Source organism: Maribacter sp. MAR_2009_72, from assembly GCF_007827235.1.
Lineage (GTDB): Bacteria > Bacteroidota > Bacteroidia > Flavobacteriales > Flavobacteriaceae > Maribacter > Maribacter sedimenticola.
In genome coordinates this window covers 2,255,554-2,277,012 of record NZ_VISB01000001.1, presented here as the reverse complement: position 1 = coordinate 2,277,012, position 21,459 = coordinate 2,255,554, and the positions used below count along the sequence as shown (strand labels likewise).

The window sequence follows — 21,459 nt, the reverse complement described above, 5'->3', positions numbered from 1 at the left end:
TTTATAAGTAAATAATCAGCGTTGCAAGATGCCTTTTTTTTGCAGATGGTCAACTCTAATTTCATCTCGTTAAATATGATGTTGTAAAACTATTAAAATCGGTTTCAAACTCCATATTCATTATACGGAAAATTAAATTGCAAGATAGCCAAATACCTACTATTTGTTGCGTTTTATTGAAAAAACTGTATGTTAATATTTGTCGAAATCGTTATAGATTAGGCGTTTAATTGTGATAAAAATGTTTTTCATGGTCCTATTTTAGAAGTAATGAAAATAATCCAATATATTTAGCATTGACTTAATAACAAACAACATACCAAATGATAGGGATTTTATCTTTTTTAGGCTTTACTTTATTGGTGGCCATAGTATCATATTTTGCGACAAGAAGTACAGATGAACAATCCTCTGACGGCTATTTTTTAGGAGGCAGAAGTTTAACGGCTGGGGTAATTGCAGGATCATTGTTGCTGACCAATCTTTCTACGGAACAAATTGTTGGACTTAACGGTAGTGCCTATACGGACGGATTGTCCGTAATGGCATGGGAAACCTTGGCTGCCATTGCCATCGTAGTTGCCGCTATATTCTTATTGCCCAGATATTTAAAGGGCGGTTTGACCACAGTGCCTCAATTTTTGGCCAAACGGTTTGATGTTGCTACAAAAACATTGACCTCTGGTCTTTTCCTTACCGGTTATGTAGTGGTTTTGCTTCCGGTAATTTTATATTCAGGGTCAGTGGCCATTAGCGGTATGTTCAATGTACCGCAATTGTTGAACGTAACGGATAGTACGGCCTTGGTAATATGTATATGGGGAATAGGTATCATCGGTTCCGTTTATGCGGTGTTTGGGGGTTTAAAGGCGGTTGCCGTTTCTGACTCCATTAACGCCATAGGGCTATTGGTGGGGGGGCTTTTAATACCCATTTTTGGATTGATGGCTATTGGTGACGGTAGTGTGTTTGGTGGTTTGGATACGCTAATGAGCACAAACCCAGAACGATTTGATTCTACCGGTAATACAGGTCAAGAAGTACCTTTTAGCACCATATTTACCGGAATGATGTTAGTGCAATTGTTTTATTGGGGTACCAACCAACAAATTATACAAAGAGCCTTAGGCGCCAAAAACCTTGCAGAAGGGCAAAAGGGCTTATTATTGGCATCGTTCTTAAAGATATTGGGGCCATTAATTTTGGTTTTGCCGGGAATGATCGCCTATCATTATTTTGACGGTAATTTAGATTCAAGTGACCTGGCCTATCCAGAACTTGTAAGGGCCGTATTGCCCAAACCTTTGGTTGGTTTTTTTGCCGCGGTACTTTTTGGTGCAATATTGAGTTCATTTAATAGTGTGTTAAATAGTTCCGTAACCCTTTTTGGTATCGATATCTATAAACAACATATCAATAAGAATGCTTCTGAAACTACTGTAGTTAAATATGGTAAGATATTTGGAATATGTTTGGCGCTCGCATCAATGTTCATAGCTCCGTTAATTGCCAATGCAGGTAGTTTGTTCAATTATTTGCAAGAAATAAACGGAATCTACAGTATCCCAATTTTCACTATAATAGTTGTAGGCTATTTAACAAAGAGAGTTCCTGCTTTGGCTGCAAAAATTGGAATACTTTCTGGTTCCGCATTATATATCATTAGCCAATTTTGGCTTAAAAATAAATTTGTTGATGATGCCTTGGCGCAGGCCAATGCAAATGGAATTACGGATGCCGGTGCACTAAAGCTAATTGAGGCTGAAGCATATCCCCATTATTTGCATATAATGGCAATTCTGTTTATCACCAACATAGTAATCATGCTGATTATTGGAGCATTAAAGCCTAGGAAGGAACCTTTTGTGTTAGAGTATACCAATCAGGTATCCATTACACCCTACAAATATGTAAATCAAGTTGGTATTGCAATCTGCTGTATTGTAGTGGGTATCTATATATACTTTGCCAAATAATATCTATTTATATTCATTGTAAAATTAATTTGTATTAATCACCTTAGGTAACTTTTAAAAGTTGCTTAAGGTGTTTTTTTTATGCATGGATAGCATGGTATTTGTATTGAATGGATATCATATTGGCATTGCAGGTTTATTTTTTGTTTAAATGGTTTGTAGATGTACCTTGTAGGGCAGAATGTAATTAAATACATGTATTGTGAAACTTAAGTACTATTAGATATCAGGAATTTCTGAATAGATTTGGCTGTAAGGAATGACAAATCCTTTCTATAATTGAAGATTGGTAAATGGATTTAGAATAACAGCTGACATGTAATAAAAGTGGTTTTATCCTTAAACCCAATGACATAAGTACAAAAAAAAGACCTCCAAAAATGGAGGTCCTTTTTACTTACACTTAACTTAACTTATTAATAACCTGGGTTCTGTACCAAGTTTGGATTTGCCAATAATTGTGCAGGTGGAATAGGGAAAACGTTGTAATCATCGTTATCAACTGTTCCAGGTGCTTTGAACAACCAATCTCTACCAAACTGACCAAAACGAATTAAATCATTTCGTCTCCAAGCCTCTTGATACAATTCTCTTCCTCTTTCATCTAAGATATCCTGTGCGGTAACTGTACCTAGCAACTCCTCCGTATTACGAATTGTTCTTAGGTCGTTGATCATAGATGTTGGGTCACCACCACTTCTAAATATAGCTTCAGCTTTCATTAAATGGGCATCTGCATATCTAAATACAATTTGATGACTTATAGAAGCTTCGCCATTCCTAGCGGCATACTTTTGGATTCTTATACCTGTAGTTTCATCATTGTTAATGAAATTAACGGCACCTGTACCATCTTTAAATTCTCTTTTGAAAGTTAAGGGGGCACCTTGCCTGTCTTTTAAAGGAGTACCATCCAAAGCATATTGTTGGTTGATTAGGAAACCATATCCAACATTGGAACCATTTACATATCCATCCAATTCTGATGCATAAGGTTGGTTGTCAAAAGGAACACCAATTGTTGGTACACCACCTCTACGCTCTTCCTGTCCGTTTGCAGGTTCTTGGTTAGCATCCAGTTCGTTGAATTCGGCATCACCTTCAAAAAGATCATAGAATTCAGCAAGGGTACTAAACCCGTTCCAACCACCACCTTGAATACTAGTGTTGTTATAGTGAAGTCCCATTACCACTTTGTTAATGGTATTGGCTTCTAAAGCCCAAATAGTTTCAGTATCTGCATCTGGTAAGAATAAATCAAAATAACCTTCTTGCAATGCATAACCATCTGCGGCAATGGCATCAACCAAAGAAATAACTTCGGCCATATCTGCACCATTTGGTTCACCACCAACATAGATATGCTTATTTAAAAGAACCTTAGCTTTTAAATATCTAGCCGCTGCCTTACTGGCTCTTAAGTTAGCATCACCACTAGCTGCTTGTGTTGCAGGAGCATTGGCAATGGCAGTCTCAATATCCGCTAGGATAAAATCTACTGCAGCTTGCCCTGTCAATACTTCAGGAACTGAAGTGGAAGGTAATGAAGTATCCCTAAAAGGTACTTGTCCATAATTGTCCAAAATAACCCACATACTATATGCCCTTATAAAGCTTGCATCCCCTATGTTTGTTGCGGAAGGGTTACTTCTTGAGTCTAAAACCTGAGAAGCTTGCAATTGATTACCGTTCCACAACTGAAATACATTTGTGATAAATGCATGTTGTCCGTTCCAGTCATGGGTATGCAAAACTCTCCATAAACCATTATCACCCCAGTCACCACCACGGGTAGGAATTAAATGTTCATCTGAAGTTACTTCCTGTAAGGCGAAGTAATTGTCCTGCCCTGCATATTGTCCGGCAAGAGAACCGTATAAATTGGTTACGGTAGATGAAGGGTCGGCCAAGCCTTGAAACCCATCAGATATAATTGAATCTGTTTCTTCTATTTCTAGGTCGGTACAAGAGGAGACCCCTACCAACGATAGAATAGAAAGTGTTAAGATTTTAAAATGATTATTTTTCATGATATACAATTTTTTTTAATTAAAATGATGCGTTAATACCAAAAGTGATTGTTCTAGGTCTTGGGTATGATCCATAATCCAATCCTCTTGATGGTACACCTGAACCTAAATCACCGGTATTTGCGGTTACTTCAGGATCTAAACCACTATAGTCAGTAATTAAGAATAGGTTTTGACCAGTAATTGACAGTCGTAATGAGTTTAAGGCACCTTCTCCGGATAAAGGAACATTGTAGCCAATACTAGCATTTTGGAAACGTACGAAATCTCCTTTTTCCAAGAATCTTGTAGATGCATCTGCAGAAGCTCCAGGGTCTTCTCCACTAGTCAATACATTTTGTGTAACGTTTCTAGAGTTAGAAAGTGCACCGGCTGTAAAGTAAGCGTTTTCTGTATTATTGTATACAGAGAATCCAAACTGTCCTTGGAAGAATACGGACGCATCAAAATCCTTCACTTTTAAATTTAAGCTTAGACCCGTAGTAACATCAGGTAAGGCATCCTCTCCAACAAAAGTCTTGTCTTGGAACGGGTCACCCGTCCCATTTCCATCAACATCTTGATAAGTTGGTGAACCATTACTGTCAAAACCAGTAAATATTGGTAGGTAGTAAGAATATAAGGATTGGCCAGAAGCAAATCGTTGTGCGAAGGCACCGGTTAAACCAGGACCATTAACTTCACCCGTATCTATTAAACCGGCAAAATTCTGTACTTCGTTGTTGTTGTATGCAATATTGAAATCAGCGGAGAATGTAGCATCCTCAGATTGAATAAAATCATACGCCAATGCAAGTTCAATACCTTGGTTGATAATGCTGGCATCCACATTTTGGAATTGGAACGGGTCAACTGCAGGAGCTGCAGGAGGTGTTTGTAACAATACATCTGTCGTTTCTGTTCTATAGACATCAAGACTACCGCTAAAGCGATCGTTGTTAAAACCAAAATCGATACCTGCATTTAAGTTGAAAGAAGATTCCCATTTAAGGTCAGGTCTATCGGTAGCAACAATTTCAGTACCGTTGTTGTTAATTTCAAGGTTTTGCTGTATAACTAAATCGGAAAAACGCTGTCTTGCCACAAAGTTACCATAACCTAAACCATCTTGGTTACCAGTAATACCCGCACTTAAACGTAATTTAAGGGTAGATACATTTTCTCCTACGAAATCTTCTTCGTTCATTTTCCATGCAAATGCACCTGAAGGGAAGTATCCGTATTGGTTTTCAGGTCCAAATCTTGAAGAACCATCCGCTCTCATTGTACCTGTAAATAAATATTTGTTATTTAGGGTATAGTTAACCCTGGCAAAGAATGACTGTAACTCGTCAGTATTGTCAAAAGCATTTGTAAATACTGAAGTTACGGCACTGTTTAGGCTTCTGCCCAATGCTTCCTGAGGAGCAACAGTTGGAAGAAGTCTGTTCACCAATACACCACCTGTATTGGGTGCATAGTAAGCTTGTTGATATGAGCCTGTTACTGCATTCTGTAAATCTGATACAGCACTTCTTAGGTCAGCACCCATTTGGTTTAGGTCGCCAGTAGTATATCCTCTACCACCTCCATTAAAACCAAACGTTCTGAAATCTTGGTATCCAAAACCTACTAAGGCCTCAAGGTTAGAATTTTCAAACTCCTTGTTATAGTTGACCGTAGCTTCTATCGTTTTGTTATTTCTTTCCAAAACGCCATAGTTTCCACGACCTACACCAGATACACCGTTAATATTGTTGATATCCCTAGAGATTACGGAAGTATTAGATGCTTCTGCAATATCAAGGCCTGCATTTAATTTTGCGGAAATTTCTGAGGTAAAGTTATACTGAACAGAACCATTCAATAAATATCTGTTTGTATTTGTAATGTTCTGGGTTTCGTCCAAAGCATTTTGTGGGTTAACGTTAAGTCCGCCTGCATTAAAACTAGAACTGGCTGGCCATGTTGGGTTGGCGGCATAAGCACCACCTAATACATCACCGGCTGCACCTGCCTGTGCACTAATGGGTGCTTGGGAATCGTTTATTCTAGCGATGGATGTCTGAAGTCCAAGTACCAATTTATCATCCAAAAATCTATGGTTCAAATTAATTCTACCTGTAATTCTTTCAAGATCGGAATTTTCAACGATACCAAATTGCTTTCCATAGCCAAAAGTAGCTCTAACATTTCCGTTTCCATAATTTTTGGAATAGGATAAGTTTTGGTTTTGAGAAGCAGTAGAACGTAATACTACTTGTTGCCAATCTGTATTGGATCCAAAATTTACGGCGCTGGCATCTCCACCAACAGAAGTAACCCCGGAAAGAAACTCAGAGGCATCCAATAAATCAAAAGTATTTGCTGCTGTAGCTATACTTAAAGAACTAGAAAAGTCAAAAACGCCTTGGCTGCTACCTTTACCACTTTTTGTTGTAATGATAACAACACCGTTTGCACCACGAGAACCGTAGATAGCGGTTGCGGAAGCATCTTTTAATATACTAATGCTTTCAATATCGTTAGGGTTGATAAAGTTCAACGGGTTTTTAACGGCACTTTGACCAAAACCGGTTTCACCTTGTGGAGAAGTGTCTCCACCACCTAATGGAACACCGTCAACAACAAACAATGGGTTGTTATTGGCACGAACCGAGTTAGAACCTCTAATGTTGATTTGGATACCTGCTCCTGGTTCACCACTGGTTTCCTGAATATTGACACCTGCAGTTTTACCTTGGATCAATTGTTCTGGAGAAGCAATGTTACCTCCGTTAAAGTCCTCTGCAGTAACCGCGGTTACCGAGCCTGTTGCATCTTTAACCGTCGTTGTACCATAACCAATGATAACAACTTCTTCAAGAGCTTCGGCATCTTCTTCAAGAGAAAAGTTTATAGTGCTTCTACCATTTACGGCAACTTCCTGTGTTTTGTATCCGATATAACTAACAATAAGTACTGCTCCATCTTCAACAGTTAAGGTATAGTTACCATCAAAATCGGTCTGTGTACCGTTCGTAGTGCCTTTTTCAAGAACACTAGCTCCGGGTAAAGGTCCACTGGCGTCCGATACGGTACCAGATACTTCTTGAGCTTGCGTTAAACTAAAGCACAAAAATGTACTTAGTACCAACAAGCTTTTAACTAATGTAATCTTCATAAATTGTTAATTTAAGTTGAGTTAATATAATTTCAAGTGTTAAAAATATGTAAAATGTAGACTTCGGTATATATGTAGGCTAAGATAAAATACTACGAAAACGGTTTCGTGTTGATAACTTTAAATAATTATGAGGTTAATGGTTCAAACCCCTTTAATTTATACAATTGATAATTTAGATAAATGGTAATTGAGAATATAGGATAATAATTTATGATATAAAAATACTTATTTTATTTAAAATGGCAATTTTTGACCAAAAATGTCCTTTTAATTTTTAGAAAGACTTTAAGTTCTTATCTTAAAAATTATTTAATTTAAACTACCTGTTTTGAAGCCAAAAATTACACTTAAGGATATTGCCAAAGAACTTGATGTTTCTATTTCTACCGTGTCCAAGGCATTGAAAAATAGTCCTGAAATTAGTAAGGATACCAAGGATAAGATCAAGGCATTCGCCAAATTTTATAATTACCGGCCCAATAATATTGCCCTTAGCCTAAAAAATAAAAGAACCAAGAATATAGGTGTCGTCATACCGGATATTGTTCACCATTTTTTTACAACGGTATTTAGGGGTATTGAAAAATATGCCAATCAAAAAGGATATAATGTTATAGTATGTATATCCGACGAATCGTTTGATAAGGAGGTAATCAATATGGAAATGCTTGCCAACGGCAGTATAGATGGGTTTATTCTCTCGTTAAGTGCGGAGACCCAGCTTAAAAATGATTTCACTCATTTGCGGGAGCTTATAGATCAAGGTATACCTGTGGTGCTTTTTGATCGGGTAACATCAGAGATCGATTGTGATAAAGTTATATTGAACGACAAGGAAATTGCGTTTGAGGCAACACAACACTTTATTAATAGTGGTGCTAGCAAAATAGCCCTGGTAACCACCGAGAACTATTTTAATGTAAGTGAATATAGAAGGGACGGATATTTATCGGCTTTGTCCAAGAACAATATTGAGGTTGACGATAATTTGATACTGACCCTACCTTACAATATGGAGAACGACAGCTTGATCAGGGATTTTTTCAAAACGCGTAAAATAGATGCTGTTTTGTGCGTAAACGAAATTTTTGCCGTGCAATGTATGAATATTATCAAGGAGCTGGGATTTGAGGTTCCGGATGATATTTCAATAATAGGTTTCACAAACGGCATGCTGTCCAGATATTCCCATCCTAGCCTGAGCACCGTGGCCCAACATGGGGACATCATGGGAGAAAGGGCGGCCCAAATGCTGATAAGTAGAATGGAATCTACGGAAGAAGAGGGGCCGTTTAAGACCGAAATCATAAATGCTACATTAATTAAACGCGGATCCACCATCAATTGATACTTTTGCAGTTATGAAAAAAGTAGGATTTATTTTTGATTTGGACGGAGTTATCGTAGACACCGCCAAGTATCATTATTTGGCTTGGAAGAAATTGGCCAATGAACTGGGATTTGAATTTACGGTTGAGCAAAATGAACTTTTTAAGGGAGTAAGTAGAAAAAGATGTTTGGAAATATTGCTGGATATTGGTCAAATCAAAGCAACCCAAGAACAGTTTGATACTTGGATGGTTGAAAAGAACCTAGATTATCTAGCTTATATTGAAAACATGGACTCCAGTGAAATTCTACCGGATGTACCGCGTGTATTAGATTATTTAAAGGAAAAGAACATTCCAATTGCATTGGGCTCTGCAAGTAAAAATGCCAGGCCTATATTAAAGAAGGTAGGCCTTTTGTCGTATTTTGACAGTATTGTGGACGGGAACCAGGTAACGAAGGCCAAGCCTGATCCAGAAGTATTTTTAATTGCGGCGCGTAATTTACGGGTTGATCCAAAAGGCTGTGTAGTTTTTGAGGATGCGGTTGCGGGTATTGAAGCGGCAAATCGTGCCAATATGACCAGTATAGGTATAGGAGAGGAAAATGTGCTCAGCGAAGCACACTATAATTTTAAGGATTTCACGGAGATGGGTACGGATTTCATTGCATCTCTGGTGCAAAAAAATCTTGCAAAGTAGATAGGGATATCTGCATAAAGTTCACTTAATTTTACGGACTAATCAATTTAAATGTATGAATCAGAATTATATAAAGGCAGATAAATGGTGCATTGTTGAAGAGGGTTTTGATAAGGAAAATGTCAAATCTTCAGAAAGCATTTTCAGTATAGGAAATGGGGCAATGGGTCAAAGGGCCAATTTTGAGGAAAGCTATTCCGGTGCTACATTCCAAGGTAGTTATATCGCCGGGGTGTATTATCCTGATAAAACACGTGTAGGCTGGTGGAAAAACGGATATCCGGAATATTTTGCAAAAGTGCTCAATGCACCAAATTGGATAGGAATCAGGGTCTACATTAATGAACAGGAGCTAGATCTCTCTACCTGTAAAAAGATTTCGGCTTTTAGAAGGGAGCTGAACATGAAAGAGGGTTGTTATACCAGAAGCTTTGAAGCTGTTACTTCAAATAATATTGAGATTGAAGTAACTGTAACGCGCTTTTTAAGTTTGGATATAGACGAAGTAGGTGCAATTTCATATTCAATAAAGGTTCTAAAGGCCAATGCGGAAGTTGTTTTTGAACCTTATTTGGATAGTGGTATAACCAATGAGGATAGTAACTGGGACGATAAATTTTGGAATACCACCAACACTTCCATTATAGGTGACCGGGCCTTTATAGAGGCGCATACCATGAAAACTAATTTTCAGACCTGTACATTTATGCAGGCTACTTTGCAATATGACGGTAAGCAGATCACCGGAGAGGTCGCTAAGCGCAACGAAACCTATGCCTCCTTGGAGTTTAAGCAAAAGGTACTTGCGGGCACAACCATTACATTAACAAAATTTGGCGGGTATACCGTCTCCAGAAATCATAAGGCAAACGAGCTTGTGACCGCTGCCAATACAGTTCTTGATAAAGCCATCTCTTTAGGATTTGAAGGTTTGTTGGAGCTACAGAAAAAAGCATGGGCATCTATTTGGGAAATGAGCGATATCGTCATAGAAGGAGATGTAAAGGCGCAGCAGGGTATTCGTTTCAATATTTTTCAACTTAACCAAACCTATTTAGGAACAGATTCTAGATTGAATATTGGTCCAAAAGGGTTTACGGGAGAAAAATATGGAGGTAGTACTTACTGGGATACAGAAGCATATTGCATTCCGTTTTACATGGCTACAAAAGATGATAAGGTAGCCAAAAAACTGTTGAAATATAGATATAACCATTTGGAGAAGGCAATAGAGAATGCTACAAAATTAGGGTTTAGCAATGGTGCGGCTCTTTATCCTATGGTGACCATGAATGGTGAAGAATGCCATAATGAGTGGGAAATAACCTTTGAGGAAATCCATAGAAATGGGGCAATAGCCTTTGCTATATACAATTATTACAGGTATACCGGTGATTATAGCTACATTCCGGAAATGGGTCTGGAGGTCTTGATAGGTATAGCCAGGTTCTGGCATCAGCGGGTCAATTTTTCCGAGGATAAAAATAAGTATGTCATGCTGGGTGTTACCGGCCCTAATGAATACGAGAATAATGTGAACAACAATTGGTATACAAATTACTTGGCCAAATGGTGTATTGATTATACGTTGGAACAATTGGATAAAGTAAAGAATGGATATCCGGATGATTACCATCGTATTATTGGAAAGACCAAACTCACGGATAGGGAATGCGAGTCTTGGAAAAAGGTAGCTGACAACATGTACTTTCCATACGATAAAAAATATGGAGTATTCTTACAGCAGGATGGTTTTTTGGACAAACACCTGGTAAAAGTGAACGATTTGCCCAAAACCGATAGGCCCATAAACCAGAAATGGAGCTGGGACAGAATTTTAAGGTCGCCCTATATTAAACAGGCAGATGTCCTACAGGGATTTTATTTTTTTGAAGAAGATTTCTCCTTGGAACAATTACAAAAGCATTTTGATTTTTATGAGCCGTTTACCGTACATGAATCTTCCTTGTCTCCTTGCGTGCATAGTATACAAGCTGCAAAGTTGGGTAGAATGGAACAGGCTTATAATTTTTACTTGAGAACTTCTAGGTTAGATTTGGACGATTATAATAAGGAAGTCGAGGAAGGGTTACATATAACATCAATGGCAGGTACCTGGATGAGCATTGTTGAAGGTTTTGGCGGTATGCGGGTAATCAATGATAAATTATCCTTTCAGCCACAAATACCGGAACAATGGAATGCATATTCCTTTAAGGTGAACTTTAGAAACAGGATTATTAAGGTTCATGTTAGTGCCAAGGCCGTAACCTTTCAATTGTCAGGTTCTAAGGAAGTTTCAATAAGGGTCAATGGTGAAAAGGTGGTGCTTTATCCAGATGAGATTATTACTGTTTAAAAAAGGTAGGTCTATACTTTATAATTAGAAAGGACAAGAAATATGATATTGTGTCAATGAATAGGAAGATCGTTATTTACCATGTTTTTACAAGACTTTTTGGAAACACTGAAACCGCTAATAAGCCTTGGGGTACCATTGAGGAAAATGGCGTTGGTAAATTTGCGGATTTTACCAAAAAGGCATTGAAAGAGATTAAAAATTTGGGTGTAACACATATTTGGTATACTGGGGTTCCACATCACGCAGTAATTAATGATTATACCGAATATGGTATTTCTAATGATGATCCCAATGTGGTAAAGGGGAGAGCTGGTTCACCATATGCAGTAAAGGATTATTATAATGTTAACCCAGATTTGGCAATTGACCCATCCAATAGGTTAAAAGAGTTCAAGTCTTTGATTGAGCGTACCCATAATGCGGGCATGAAGGTGATTATTGATATTGTGCCCAATCATGTTGCAAGAAGGTATGAAGGTATAACGAACCCAAATGGTGTAACCGATTTTGGTTTTGGTGACGATACATCTGTTCAATACCAGAAGGATAACAATTTCTATTATATACCGGGTTCAACCTTTCAACATCCCGTATGGAGGGATGGGTATAGACCTTTGGGCGGCGATACCCTAAACATATCTAATGCCACTTTGGTTGAGGTACCCGCAAAATGGACAGGGAACGGATCAAGAAGTCCACAACCGGACATGAACGATTGGTATGAAACTGTACGTATAAATTACGGGGTAAGTCCAGATGGAGCTTTGGATTTTGATATGTTGCCCAATGATTATGGGGAAAAGGATTATAAAGAGCATTTTAATTACTGGAAAAAGAAAACCGTACCCAGTTCATGGAGGAAATTTAGGGATATAGCACTCTACTGGTTAAAAATGGGTGTAGATGGTTTTAGGTATGATATGGCAGAAATGGTACCTGTTGAATTTTGGAGTTTTATGAATTCATCCATTAAAATGAAAAATCCAGATGCATTTTTAATGGCAGAAGTCTATAATCCGGATTTGTACAGGACATACATCCATAAGGGTAATATGGATTATTTGTATGACAAGGTGGACTTTTACGATGGCTTAAAGCATATTATGAAAGGTTACGGGTGGTCCGATCACCTGCCGGTGGTTCAAAACGGCCTTCAGGATATAGAACACCATATGCTTCATTTTTTGGAAAATCACGATGAACAACGAATAGCAAGTCCGGAATTCGTAGGCAATGCCGAAATTGGGAAACCTGCAATGGTCGTATCTGCAACAATAGGGACATCGCCAACAATGATCTATTTTGGACAGGAAGTTGGGGAACCTGCGGCCGAACATGCTGGTTTTGGTAGTCCGTCACGAACATCTATTTTTGATTATATTGGTGTTCCTCACCATCAAAGGTGGGTAAACAATAAAAAATTTGACGGTGGACAGCTCAATAAAAATGAAGCGGATTTGCGCGATTTTTATAAGAGGTTGTTAAACTTCACCATACAGAGTGATGCCTTAATGGGGTATTACCGTGAAATTCATTTTTATAATAAGGAACTTACTGAAAATTATAACCATAGAGTTCTTTCCTATGTGCGCTGGTCTTCCAATCAAAAACTTATTGTGGTCGTTAATTTTGATGTTAACGAACATTTTTCCTTTGATTTAAAACTTCCCGTAGATGTTGTAAACCAGTGGCAGTTGACGGGAGAATCCTATGATTTGATAGATACATTATATGGAAGTAAGCATCAATTGGAGATTAGAAGCGGCGAGGGTCATATAGCTGTCAATTTAAATCCGTTGGAATCCTTTATTTTTGAATTAAAATAAGACGTTATGTTAAATAAGATTTTAATCTTTTTGTTGATTTGCACATCATTAATATCCTGTAATATGAAAGAACCGCTGGTCATAGGGCATAGAGGAGCCATGGGGCATGAAACTGAAAACACACTGCCATCCATACAAAAAGCATTGGATCTTGGGGTAGATATGATAGAAATAGACGTCTTTAAGATAAAAAGTGGAGAAATTGTAGTATTTCATGATGATACGGTAGATAGATTGACCAATGGCCCTGGCAATATTGAGGAATATAACATTATACAGCTTCATCAATTGATCGTGGATGGTGGACATAAGATTCCTACGCTGCAAGATGTATTAAAACTTATAGATAACAAAGTTGCGTTGAACATAGAATTAAAAGGGGCCGGCACTGCGGATAAGGTTAACTTCATTACTAATTTTTATATTGAACAACGAAACTGGTCACCGGATAATTTTTTGATTTCAAGTTTTAATTGGGATGAATTAAGGGAAATGAGAAAACACAATCCAACAATAGACATTGCTGTTCTTACAGAGGATAATCCAGAGGATGCCATAGAGGTTGCAAAAGAATTGAATGCAGTGGCCATAAATCCCTTTTTTGAAAAACTAGATCAAGAAATGGCCAATAAAATTCATGATGCGGGACTAAAGATCTATACCTGGACCGTAAACGAACCTGAAGATATTTCTGCTATGAAAAAAATTGGTGTTGATGGTATTATCACCAATTTTCCTGAAAGGGTTCGCTAATGTACGATGTACTGATCGTAGGGGGAGGCGCGGCCGGTTTTTACACGGCCATTCATATTGCAGAGGCCTTGCCAGCAGCGAAAATAGCAATTTTGGAACGAGGCAAGGAAGTGTTGACCAAAGTGCGGATATCCGGTGGGGGTAGATGCAATGTAACCCATGCGGAGTTTAACCCTAGCGAGCTAAGTAAGAATTATCCCAGAGGGGAAAAAGAATTGTTAGGTCCGTTTCATCAATATGCCAGTGGTGATACCGTAGGTTTTTTTGAATCACGAGGGGTGGCCTTAAAGATTGAGGAAGATGGTAGAATGTTTCCGCAGTCAGATAGTTCCCAAACCATAATAAATTGTTTTCTTTCCGAAGCTGAACGCCTGGGGATTGAAGTCAAGACACTATGCTCGGTTACTGGGCTGGTACAAGAAGAAAGTGATGAAGGTGCATATTGGAAAGTATTGGTAACTAGCGGAAATTTGAAAGCCAAGCAGCTGGTATTGGCTACGGGTAGCAACCCTAAAATTTGGAAGCTGATCAAAGATTTAGGGCATACCATAATACCACCGGTGCCGTCCCTGTTTACTTTCAATATAAAGGATGAACGGATTGCCAATATACCAGGTGTTTCTACCTATGCTGAGGTAGAGGTTTTGCCCAAAAGAAAACAGGGGAAAATTGTAGCCAAGGATAAATTGAATACGTTACTTTCTACGGATGGTCCTTTGCTGATTACCCATTGGGGGATGAGTGGCCCCGCTATTTTAAAATTGTCCGCATGGGGAGCCAGGGTTCTTGAGCAATATGGATATCAATTCAAGATACAGGTAAATTGGGTTCCGGAATATCATCAAAATGGACTTTTGGAATTGTTTATGCAAGTAAAACAAGTAGAGAAGAAAACTGTTGTAAGGACCAAAGTATTGGAAATACCCAAACGGTTATGGGTGAATTTAGTGAGAGCTGCGCATATTGCAGATGAGATTACTTGGCCAGAAGTTTCTAAACAACAATTGATGGCCCTTGCCGAGCAATTGACAAAAGGGGTATACCAGGTTAATGGTAAAAGTACCTTCAAGGAAGAATTTGTGACCGCAGGTGGTTTGGATTTAAAAGAGGTCAATTTTAAAAATTTTCAAAGTAAGCTATTACCTAATTTATTTTTTGCTGGAGAAATCATTAATGTGGATGCCATTACGGGTGGATTTAATTTTCAAAATGCTTGGACCGGGGGTTATCTGGCCGCAAAAGGGGTAGTGAACAATATGGGACATAAAAAATAGGAATGAATACTTATTTAGCTTTTTTAAGGGGCATTAATGTAAGTGGCACAAAGAAAGTGGCTATGCAATCATTAAGGGAGTTATGTTCAGGTTTGGAATTCCAGGATGTAAGGACATATATTCAAAGCGGTAATATGGTCTTTAAATGTCAAGAAACCAATATTAATTTTTTAAATATTCAGTTAGCAAAGGCCATTGCGGACAAATTTGGTTTTGATGTGCCTGTTTTAGTAAAAACGGTAAACGAAGTAACGGAAATACTACAGCAAAATCCATATGTAGATGAAAAGGAGATTTTGGGGAATAAGGTATATTTTGTTTTGCCATTTCAAAAACCCGCTATTGAGAGGGTAAATGAGCTCAAATTAGAATCATTTCAAAATGAAACATTTCAAGTAGAGGAAAACTGTATCTATCTTAAGTGTAACCAAGGTTATGGAAAGGCTAAATTGAACAACAATTTAATTGAAAAACGGTTGAACATTACGGCGACCACAAGAAATTATAAGACTATGCATAAATTATTGGCAATGGCCAAAGAACAATAGGTAGTGGGTGCAGTCAATCTAATTTAATATCCAAATACTATAGTTTAAATAGGTGGCAAAACAAACCCATAGCACATAAGGCACCAACAATATAGCGGCAAGTTTACTTACCAATTTAAACCATTTAATAGTCAATAGTAATACTATTAAAAGTGTTATGATGATCAAAAGACCTAAAAATGGTTGTCTTAGACCAAAGAAGATAATGCTCCATAAGGCATTCAATAATAATTGAAAGCCAAAATGATAGAGGCCGGTTTTCACCCATTTGTGGTAAAATCCTTTGGCCCAAACCCAACCAGCTGAAATACCCATAAATATATAAAGAACGGTCCATACAGGGGCAAATACCCAGTTTGGAGGGTTCAATGCGGGTTTGTTCAATGTAGTGTACCACGTATTTACAGAACTTTGGGTGGCTACACTAGCAAGAAAGCCAATGGTTAAGCATACTAATATGCCAATGGTTACATAGGTAAGTTTGCTTTTCAATCTGTAGGTGTTTAGCTCTAAAATAAGGATTTATTTTAATTGACGGTCCTAAAAACTATCTTTGCGCAAAGAGAATATTCAATGATTGAAACAGATTTTATTCCCGATACGTTTAATTTAGATAAAGATCATGGTATTGTTCAGTATACTTCACCTAGCAATATTGCCTTGATCAAATATTGGGGCAAGCTGGAAAATCAAATTCCGGCAAATCCATCAATCAGTTTTACGCTCAATGCTTGCTCTACCACAACAAAAATTGAATATGTAAAGTTAGGGAAAAGGGCTTCGGATTTTTCTTTCGATCTTTATTTTGAAGGGTTGCCCAAAGAGGAATTTAAGCCGAAGATAACTACCTTTTTTAAGCGGATAATTACCTATATGCCCTTTTTGTTGGAGTATAGGCTTTCAATACATACCAGCAACACTTTTCCGCATAGTAGCGGTATTGCGTCCTCTGCAAGTGGAATGTCTGCCTTGGCCTTGTGCGTCATGGAGATGGAACGAAGTTTTACTAAAAATATGACAGATGATTATTTTGACAGAAAAGCATCTTTTTTATCCAGATTGGGTTCTGGTAGTGCATGTAGAAGCATAAACGGACCTTTGGTGCAATGGGGTAAAAGTAATTTTATAGAAAGTAGTTCCGATCTTTATGGAATTCCTTTTCCCTATGACGTACACCCCATTTTTAATAATTTTCACGATACCATATTATTGGTTGATAAAGGTGAAAAACAGGTTAGCAGTACAGTGGGTCATGATTTAATGCACGGTCATCCTTTTGCTGCAAATAGATTTAAGCAGGCAGATGATAATTTAGGAAAAATTATAGGAGTGTTGGAAAGTGGTAATATAAAGGAATTTATAAACATTGTAGAAAGTGAGGCGCTTACCCTACATGCCATGATGATGACCAGTAACCCGTATTTTATATTAATGAAACCCAATACACTTTCTATTATTAATGCAATTTGGGAATTTAGGGAAACCTCCAAGACACATGTTTGTTTTACATTGGATGCAGGAGCTAATGTGCATGTATTATACCCTGAAAATGAAAAAGATAAGGTGTTTTCTTTCATTAAGGAGAAATTAGTTCCTTTTTGTCAAAACGGACAGTATATTTGCGACCAAATAGGTCAAGGAGCAAAAAAAAAGTAATATACGTTTAAGGTTGTACAGACGTTATGTATAATATATCATATATATTTTGTTTAACCTTTTTAAGTAAAAGGTTAAACTTTAACTGAATCTTTGATCATATTTGGTTAGTTTTTTAGATATTTGCCAAGACTTTACATATGAAAGGACCATTATTTTATTCAAAAATTCTTCTTTTTGGGGAGTATGGAATCATTAAAGACTCCAAAGGATTATCTATACCTTATAATTTTTATAATGGCGCTTTAAAATCTGATTCCGTTCTATCACCAGAAGCAGAGAAATCAAATAAAAGTTTAGCTGCCTTTGCAGATTATTTGGAAGAACTATCAGAAAATGATGATGATTTTGTGACATTTGATTTGCAACTGCTTAAAAACGACATTTCATCCGGAATGTATTTTGATAGTTCTATACCACAAGGGTATGGGGTAGGTAGTAGCGGTGCTTTGGTGGCCGCAATCTATGATAAATATGCCAAGGATAAGATTACGGTGCTGGAAAATCTTACCAGGGAAAAGCTTTTAAAACTAAAATCTATTTTTGGGGCTATGGAGTCGTTTTTCCATGGAAAATCATCTGGACTAGACCCATTGAATAGTTATTTAAGTTTACCTATACTTATAAATTCCAAGGATAATATAGAATCTACCAGTATACCTTCCCAAAACAGTGAAGGTAAGGGTGCCGTATTCTTACTGGATAGCGGTACTGTTGGTGAAACTGCACCTATGGTACAGATATTCATGGAGCAAATGAAGAATGATGGTTTCCGTAATATGCTCAAAAATCAATTTATTAAGCATACAGATGCCTGTGTAGAGGATTTTGTGAGTGGCAACATTAAGTCATTGTTCGGTAATTTAAAACAATTGTCCCATGTTGTTTTGGATAACTTTAAACCTATGATTCCAGTAAAATTTCATGAACTGTGGAAAAAAGGGATAGAGACCAATGAATATTATCTAAAATTATGCGGATCTGGAGGCGGAGGATATATTTTAGGCTTTACGGAAGATTTTGAAAAAGCACAAACTGCACTTAAGGACTACAAACTAGAGGTCGTTTATAATTTTTAGGACGTACCAAAATGCTCAATAGAAAAAACAAACTCTTACTTTTAAAGGTACTGAGTCTTTTTTCGGTAGTAAGGGGCTATAATATTTTGGTGATTGCCTTGGCGCAATATCTAGCCTCTATTTATATTTTGGCGCCAGATTTACCTTTAAGACAAGTGGTTTTTGATGTAAATTTATTGGTTATAGTCATGGCATCTGCCATGGTCATTGCGGCAGGTTATATCATTAATAATTTTTATGACGCAGAAAAAGACCTCATCAACAAACCAAGAAAAAGTATGTTGGATCGTTTGGTGAGCCAACGCTTTAAATTGACTACTTATTTCGTATTGAACTTTTTGGCGGTTATTGCGGCAAGTTATGTTTCGTTCAGGGCCGTATTCTTTTTTTCATCCTATATTTTTGGAATCTGGTTATACTCCCATAAACTTAAGAGAGTTCCCCTATTGGGAAATTTTATTTCCGCTACGTTGGCCATAACACCGTTCTTCGTGGTATTTGTATATTATAAAAATTTTGAGAATGTAATTTTTGTCCATGCCATATTTCTTTTTTTACTGATTTTGGCACGTGAAATGGTAAAAGATCTAGAAAATATTTCTGGAGATGTTGCGCAAAATTATAGTACTATACCCATAATTTATGGGGCTAACATTTCTAAAACGCTCATTACATGTTTAATTTTATTTACCCTATTGCCATCATTATTATTGATATTTAAGTTTGATATTGGTTATATGAACTTTTACTTTATCGGGTGTATAGGATTACTTCTTTTGTTCATTTTTTTGTTGTTGAAATCAAAGAACAAGAAAGATTATGTATGGTTGCATAATATTCTAAAACTTATCATTGTAGCGGGGGTCTTTAGTATATTGTTAATAGATATTGACTTGGTACTCAATAGAATTTTGTAGTTCCTAGGATTATGTTGAAGATAAAAATTTGAACGGCAGTGCAATTTGCTACCTTTGCATAAAATTGGTACAGTTATGAGTAGGGATGATTCAAGTAGGGGAAAAAAGGCTTCAGGTAGACAGGGTGGTAATTTCAAGAAAAAAAGCTACGCCCGTGGCAATGCGCCAATTAAAAAGAATGTTACACCAAACAAGCCCTCCGATCCAAATTCTATACGTCTAAATAAATATGTGGCCAACTCTGGTGTTTGTTCACGTAGAGACGCGGACATATACATTGCTGCAGGTAATGTAACGGTCAATGGTAAGCCAATTACCGAAATGGGCTATAAAGTAAAACTGACAGATGAGGTAAAGTTTGATGGTCAATTACTGAACCCTGTAAAAAAGGAATATGTGCTGCTTAACAAACCAAAGGACTTTGTTACTACAATTAGGGATGAAAAGGGCAAAAGGCATGTTTCTGGATTAATTTCAAGTGCTTCGAAATCAAAATTGTTACCGGTAGATAAATTGGAAAAGGAAGATACCGGCTTATTACTGTTTACCAATGATGGTAGTATGACCAAAATTTTGAAAAGTCCAATAAACGGAATGCGCAAAATTTATCATGTAGTGCTGGATGTTGAACTACGTATGGCAGATTTAAAGAAGATACAGGAAGGTGTTGTAGTCGATGAAAAACCCGTACGCGTGCAGGACATTAGTTATATCGCAGATGCGCCCAAGAGAGAGGTAGGTATTGAAATCTATAGTTCTAGGAATAAAATTGTAAAGCGTCTATTTGAGACCTTGGGTTACAATATTCAAAGATTGGATCGGGTCGTTTATGGCGGGTTGACCAAAAAGGATTTACCTAGAGGGCATTGGAGGTATTTGACCCAACAAGAAATCATTAATCTAAAAATGATAAAATAACCCTATATTTTCTTAATTAATCTGTAGGGAACCCTTCGCCAAATCTATAAGTAGCAATTATTCCGTGGGAATTGCCCAGAGGAGAATTGTTCGTGGCAATATTGTAACTGTAAATGGCCCTTATATTTTTAAACAGATAAATTCCTGCCAATAAATTTATTGAGGAGTTTGTCCTATACCCTGTGCCAAGTTCAAATTTATTTTTAAAACTTACGGCTACATTCATATCCACTTGAAATGGAGATCCTTTTTCATATTTTAAAAGTAAGTTGGGCTTGACCATCAGTTCCTCAAATTTATTGGAGAAAAACCGGTATCCCAAATATCCATAATAAGGGACGTTGATTTCAACATTATCATCAGAAACCAATAAATCACCAATTACATTGGGTGTGGACAAGCCAACATAAACGTCCGCTAGATTTAAAAGAAAACCAAGGCCCACCGTAGGTATGGTCGCATTAATGTTCATAGCAAAATTAGGATCGTTCATTATGCCCAATTCCAATAGATTGTCCTGGTATTGTTGTACACCAGGAGAGATGGAAAAAGATAGTGAGTTAGGCGTATATATTTGCCAATAGGGCCTATTTTTTTTCGTATCAAAGAAAATCTTATAGGAATAGGTTGCAAAAGCACTCGTTGACGTGGTTACCCCGATCTCATCCCTTATGAGTCCGGCACCAAGTCCTATCTTGCCTCTGTTGAACGGACTATGAAAACTAAGTGCAAAACTTGTGGGACTTCCTTCTATTTGATTAAAAAAACCTGTATTGCTTATCCCTATTTCCGCGCTTGGGGCCAATCCGGCAAAAGCAGAATTTACCAGATACGGATTATAATTGTATTCAGGAAAACTAGGTGACTGCTGCGCTAAAATGCTATGTATGGCAAATATGAAAAGTAGTGCCGCAAAAGCGATGTTTTTATATAAATGTTTCATGT

16 protein-coding genes are annotated in these 21,459 nt (G+C 37.3%); 12 read left to right on the top strand and 4 right to left on the bottom strand.

Going from position 1 to position 21,459, the window contains the following annotated elements; translation table 11 throughout:
* Positions 1 to 323 precede the first annotated feature (323 nt).
* Positions 324 to 1,976 carry a solute:sodium symporter family transporter gene (locus tag JM81_RS09535; protein WP_144802734.1) on the top strand — a complete coding sequence of 551 codons (1,653 nt, stop codon included), beginning with the start codon at positions 324 to 326 and terminating at the stop codon, positions 1,974 to 1,976.
* Between the two features lie 416 nt (positions 1,977 to 2,392).
* Here the strand turns inward: JM81_RS09535 and JM81_RS09530 are convergent, their stop codons facing one another.
* Entirely contained in the window at positions 2,393 to 4,006 is a 1,614-nt protein-coding gene (locus tag JM81_RS09530; protein ID WP_144802731.1) for a RagB/SusD family nutrient uptake outer membrane protein, read from the bottom strand.
* Positions 4,007 to 4,025: 19 nt separating this feature from the next.
* Entirely contained in the window at positions 4,026 to 7,148 is a 3,123-nt protein-coding gene (locus JM81_RS09525) for a SusC/RagA family TonB-linked outer membrane protein (protein WP_144802727.1), read from the bottom strand.
* A gap of 331 nt (positions 7,149 to 7,479) precedes the next feature.
* Here JM81_RS09525 and JM81_RS09520 point away from each other — a divergent pair, with 331 nt between their 5' ends.
* The 7 genes from JM81_RS09520 (at position 7,480) to JM81_RS09490 (ending at position 15,944) form a co-directional block, all read left to right on the top strand.
* On the top strand, positions 7,480 to 8,499 hold the full coding sequence (locus JM81_RS09520) for a LacI family DNA-binding transcriptional regulator (RefSeq protein ID WP_144802724.1): 1,020 nt from the start codon (positions 7,480 to 7,482) through the stop codon (positions 8,497 to 8,499).
* 13 nt (positions 8,500 to 8,512) lie between these two features.
* Complete coding sequence (gene pgmB, locus JM81_RS09515; RefSeq protein WP_144802721.1) at positions 8,513 to 9,181, top strand: beta-phosphoglucomutase; 669 nt, start codon at positions 8,513 to 8,515, stop codon at positions 9,179 to 9,181.
* Positions 9,182 to 9,236: 55 nt separating this feature from the next.
* Positions 9,237 to 11,540 carry a glycoside hydrolase family 65 protein gene (locus JM81_RS09510; RefSeq protein ID WP_144802718.1) on the top strand — a complete coding sequence of 768 codons (2,304 nt, stop codon included), beginning with the start codon at positions 9,237 to 9,239 and terminating at the stop codon, positions 11,538 to 11,540.
* A 56-nt stretch (positions 11,541 to 11,596) separates the two neighbouring features.
* On the top strand, positions 11,597 to 13,369 hold the full coding sequence (locus JM81_RS09505; protein ID WP_144802715.1) for an alpha-amylase family glycosyl hydrolase: 1,773 nt from the start codon (positions 11,597 to 11,599) through the stop codon (positions 13,367 to 13,369).
* 63 nt (positions 13,370 to 13,432) lie between these two features.
* The gene (locus JM81_RS09500; protein WP_261375009.1) at positions 13,433 to 14,122 is read left to right on the top strand and encodes a glycerophosphodiester phosphodiesterase; all 690 of its coding nucleotides are present in this window, start codon (positions 13,433 to 13,435) and stop codon (positions 14,120 to 14,122) included.
* A complete protein-coding gene (locus JM81_RS09495; protein WP_144802710.1) occupies positions 14,122 to 15,396 on the top strand; it encodes an NAD(P)/FAD-dependent oxidoreductase in 1,275 nt (424 codons plus the stop codon). The genes JM81_RS09500 and JM81_RS09495 overlap by 1 nt, the downstream gene beginning before the upstream one ends.
* Positions 15,397 to 15,398: 2 nt before the next feature.
* Positions 15,399 to 15,944, top strand: coding sequence for a DUF1697 domain-containing protein (locus tag JM81_RS09490; RefSeq protein WP_144802707.1), 546 nt, complete (start codon positions 15,399 to 15,401; stop codon positions 15,942 to 15,944).
* A gap of 18 nt (positions 15,945 to 15,962) precedes the next feature.
* Here the strand turns inward: JM81_RS09490 and JM81_RS09485 are convergent, their stop codons facing one another.
* Complete coding sequence (locus JM81_RS09485) at positions 15,963 to 16,436, bottom strand: TspO/MBR family protein (RefSeq protein WP_089260795.1); 474 nt, start codon at positions 16,434 to 16,436, stop codon at positions 15,963 to 15,965.
* Positions 16,437 to 16,517: 81 nt separating this feature from the next.
* Here JM81_RS09485 and JM81_RS09480 point away from each other — a divergent pair, with 81 nt between their 5' ends.
* The 4 genes from JM81_RS09480 to JM81_RS09465 all read left to right on the top strand — a co-directional run bounded on the left by JM81_RS09480 (position 16,518) and on the right by JM81_RS09465 (position 20,514).
* Entirely contained in the window at positions 16,518 to 17,600 is a 1,083-nt protein-coding gene (locus JM81_RS09480) for a diphosphomevalonate/mevalonate 3,5-bisphosphate decarboxylase family protein (RefSeq protein WP_144802704.1), read from the top strand.
* A 140-nt stretch (positions 17,601 to 17,740) separates the two neighbouring features.
* A complete protein-coding gene (locus JM81_RS09475) occupies positions 17,741 to 18,679 on the top strand; it encodes a mevalonate kinase (protein ID WP_144802701.1) in 939 nt (312 codons plus the stop codon).
* 11 nt (positions 18,680 to 18,690) lie between these two features.
* On the top strand, positions 18,691 to 19,596 hold the full coding sequence (locus JM81_RS09470; RefSeq protein WP_144802699.1) for a geranylgeranylglycerol-phosphate geranylgeranyltransferase: 906 nt from the start codon (positions 18,691 to 18,693) through the stop codon (positions 19,594 to 19,596).
* Between the two features lie 75 nt (positions 19,597 to 19,671).
* On the top strand, positions 19,672 to 20,514 hold the full coding sequence (locus JM81_RS09465; protein WP_144802696.1) for a pseudouridine synthase: 843 nt from the start codon (positions 19,672 to 19,674) through the stop codon (positions 20,512 to 20,514).
* Positions 20,515 to 20,530: 16 nt separating this feature from the next.
* Here the strand turns inward: JM81_RS09465 and JM81_RS09460 are convergent, their stop codons facing one another.
* On the bottom strand, positions 20,531 to 21,457 hold the full coding sequence (locus JM81_RS09460; RefSeq protein ID WP_144802693.1) for a PorP/SprF family type IX secretion system membrane protein: 927 nt from the start codon (positions 21,455 to 21,457) through the stop codon (positions 20,531 to 20,533).
* Positions 21,458 to 21,459: the final 2 nt, after the last annotated feature.

Bases quoted from the DNA above. Each gene is read 5' to 3' on its own strand.
- JM81_RS09465 (WP_144802696.1), top strand. From the start codon at position 19,672: ATGAGTAGGGATGATTCAAGTAGGGGAAAAAAGGCTTCAGGTAGACAG.
- JM81_RS09475 (WP_144802701.1), top strand. From the start codon at position 17,741: ATGAAAGGACCATTATTTTATTCAAAAATTCTTCTTTTTGGGGAGTAT.
- JM81_RS09505 (WP_144802715.1), top strand. From the start codon at position 11,597: ATGAATAGGAAGATCGTTATTTACCATGTTTTTACAAGACTTTTTGGA.
- JM81_RS09460 (WP_144802693.1), bottom strand. From the start codon at position 21,457: ATGAAACATTTATATAAAAACATCGCTTTTGCGGCACTACTTTTCATA.
- JM81_RS09525 (WP_144802727.1), bottom strand. From the start codon at position 7,148: ATGAAGATTACATTAGTTAAAAGCTTGTTGGTACTAAGTACATTTTTG.
- JM81_RS09490 (WP_144802707.1), top strand. From the start codon at position 15,399: ATGAATACTTATTTAGCTTTTTTAAGGGGCATTAATGTAAGTGGCACA.
- JM81_RS09495 (WP_144802710.1), top strand. From the start codon at position 14,122: ATGTACGATGTACTGATCGTAGGGGGAGGCGCGGCCGGTTTTTACACG.
- JM81_RS09510 (WP_144802718.1), top strand. From the start codon at position 9,237: ATGAATCAGAATTATATAAAGGCAGATAAATGGTGCATTGTTGAAGAG.
- JM81_RS09480 (WP_144802704.1), top strand. From the start codon at position 16,518: ATGATTGAAACAGATTTTATTCCCGATACGTTTAATTTAGATAAAGAT.
- JM81_RS09535 (WP_144802734.1), top strand. From the start codon at position 324: ATGATAGGGATTTTATCTTTTTTAGGCTTTACTTTATTGGTGGCCATA.
- pgmB (WP_144802721.1), top strand. From the start codon at position 8,513: ATGAAAAAAGTAGGATTTATTTTTGATTTGGACGGAGTTATCGTAGAC.
- JM81_RS09530 (WP_144802731.1), bottom strand. From the start codon at position 4,006: ATGAAAAATAATCATTTTAAAATCTTAACACTTTCTATTCTATCGTTG.
- JM81_RS09470 (WP_144802699.1), top strand. From the start codon at position 18,691: ATGCTCAATAGAAAAAACAAACTCTTACTTTTAAAGGTACTGAGTCTT.
- JM81_RS09500 (WP_261375009.1), top strand. From the start codon at position 13,433: ATGAAAGAACCGCTGGTCATAGGGCATAGAGGAGCCATGGGGCATGAA.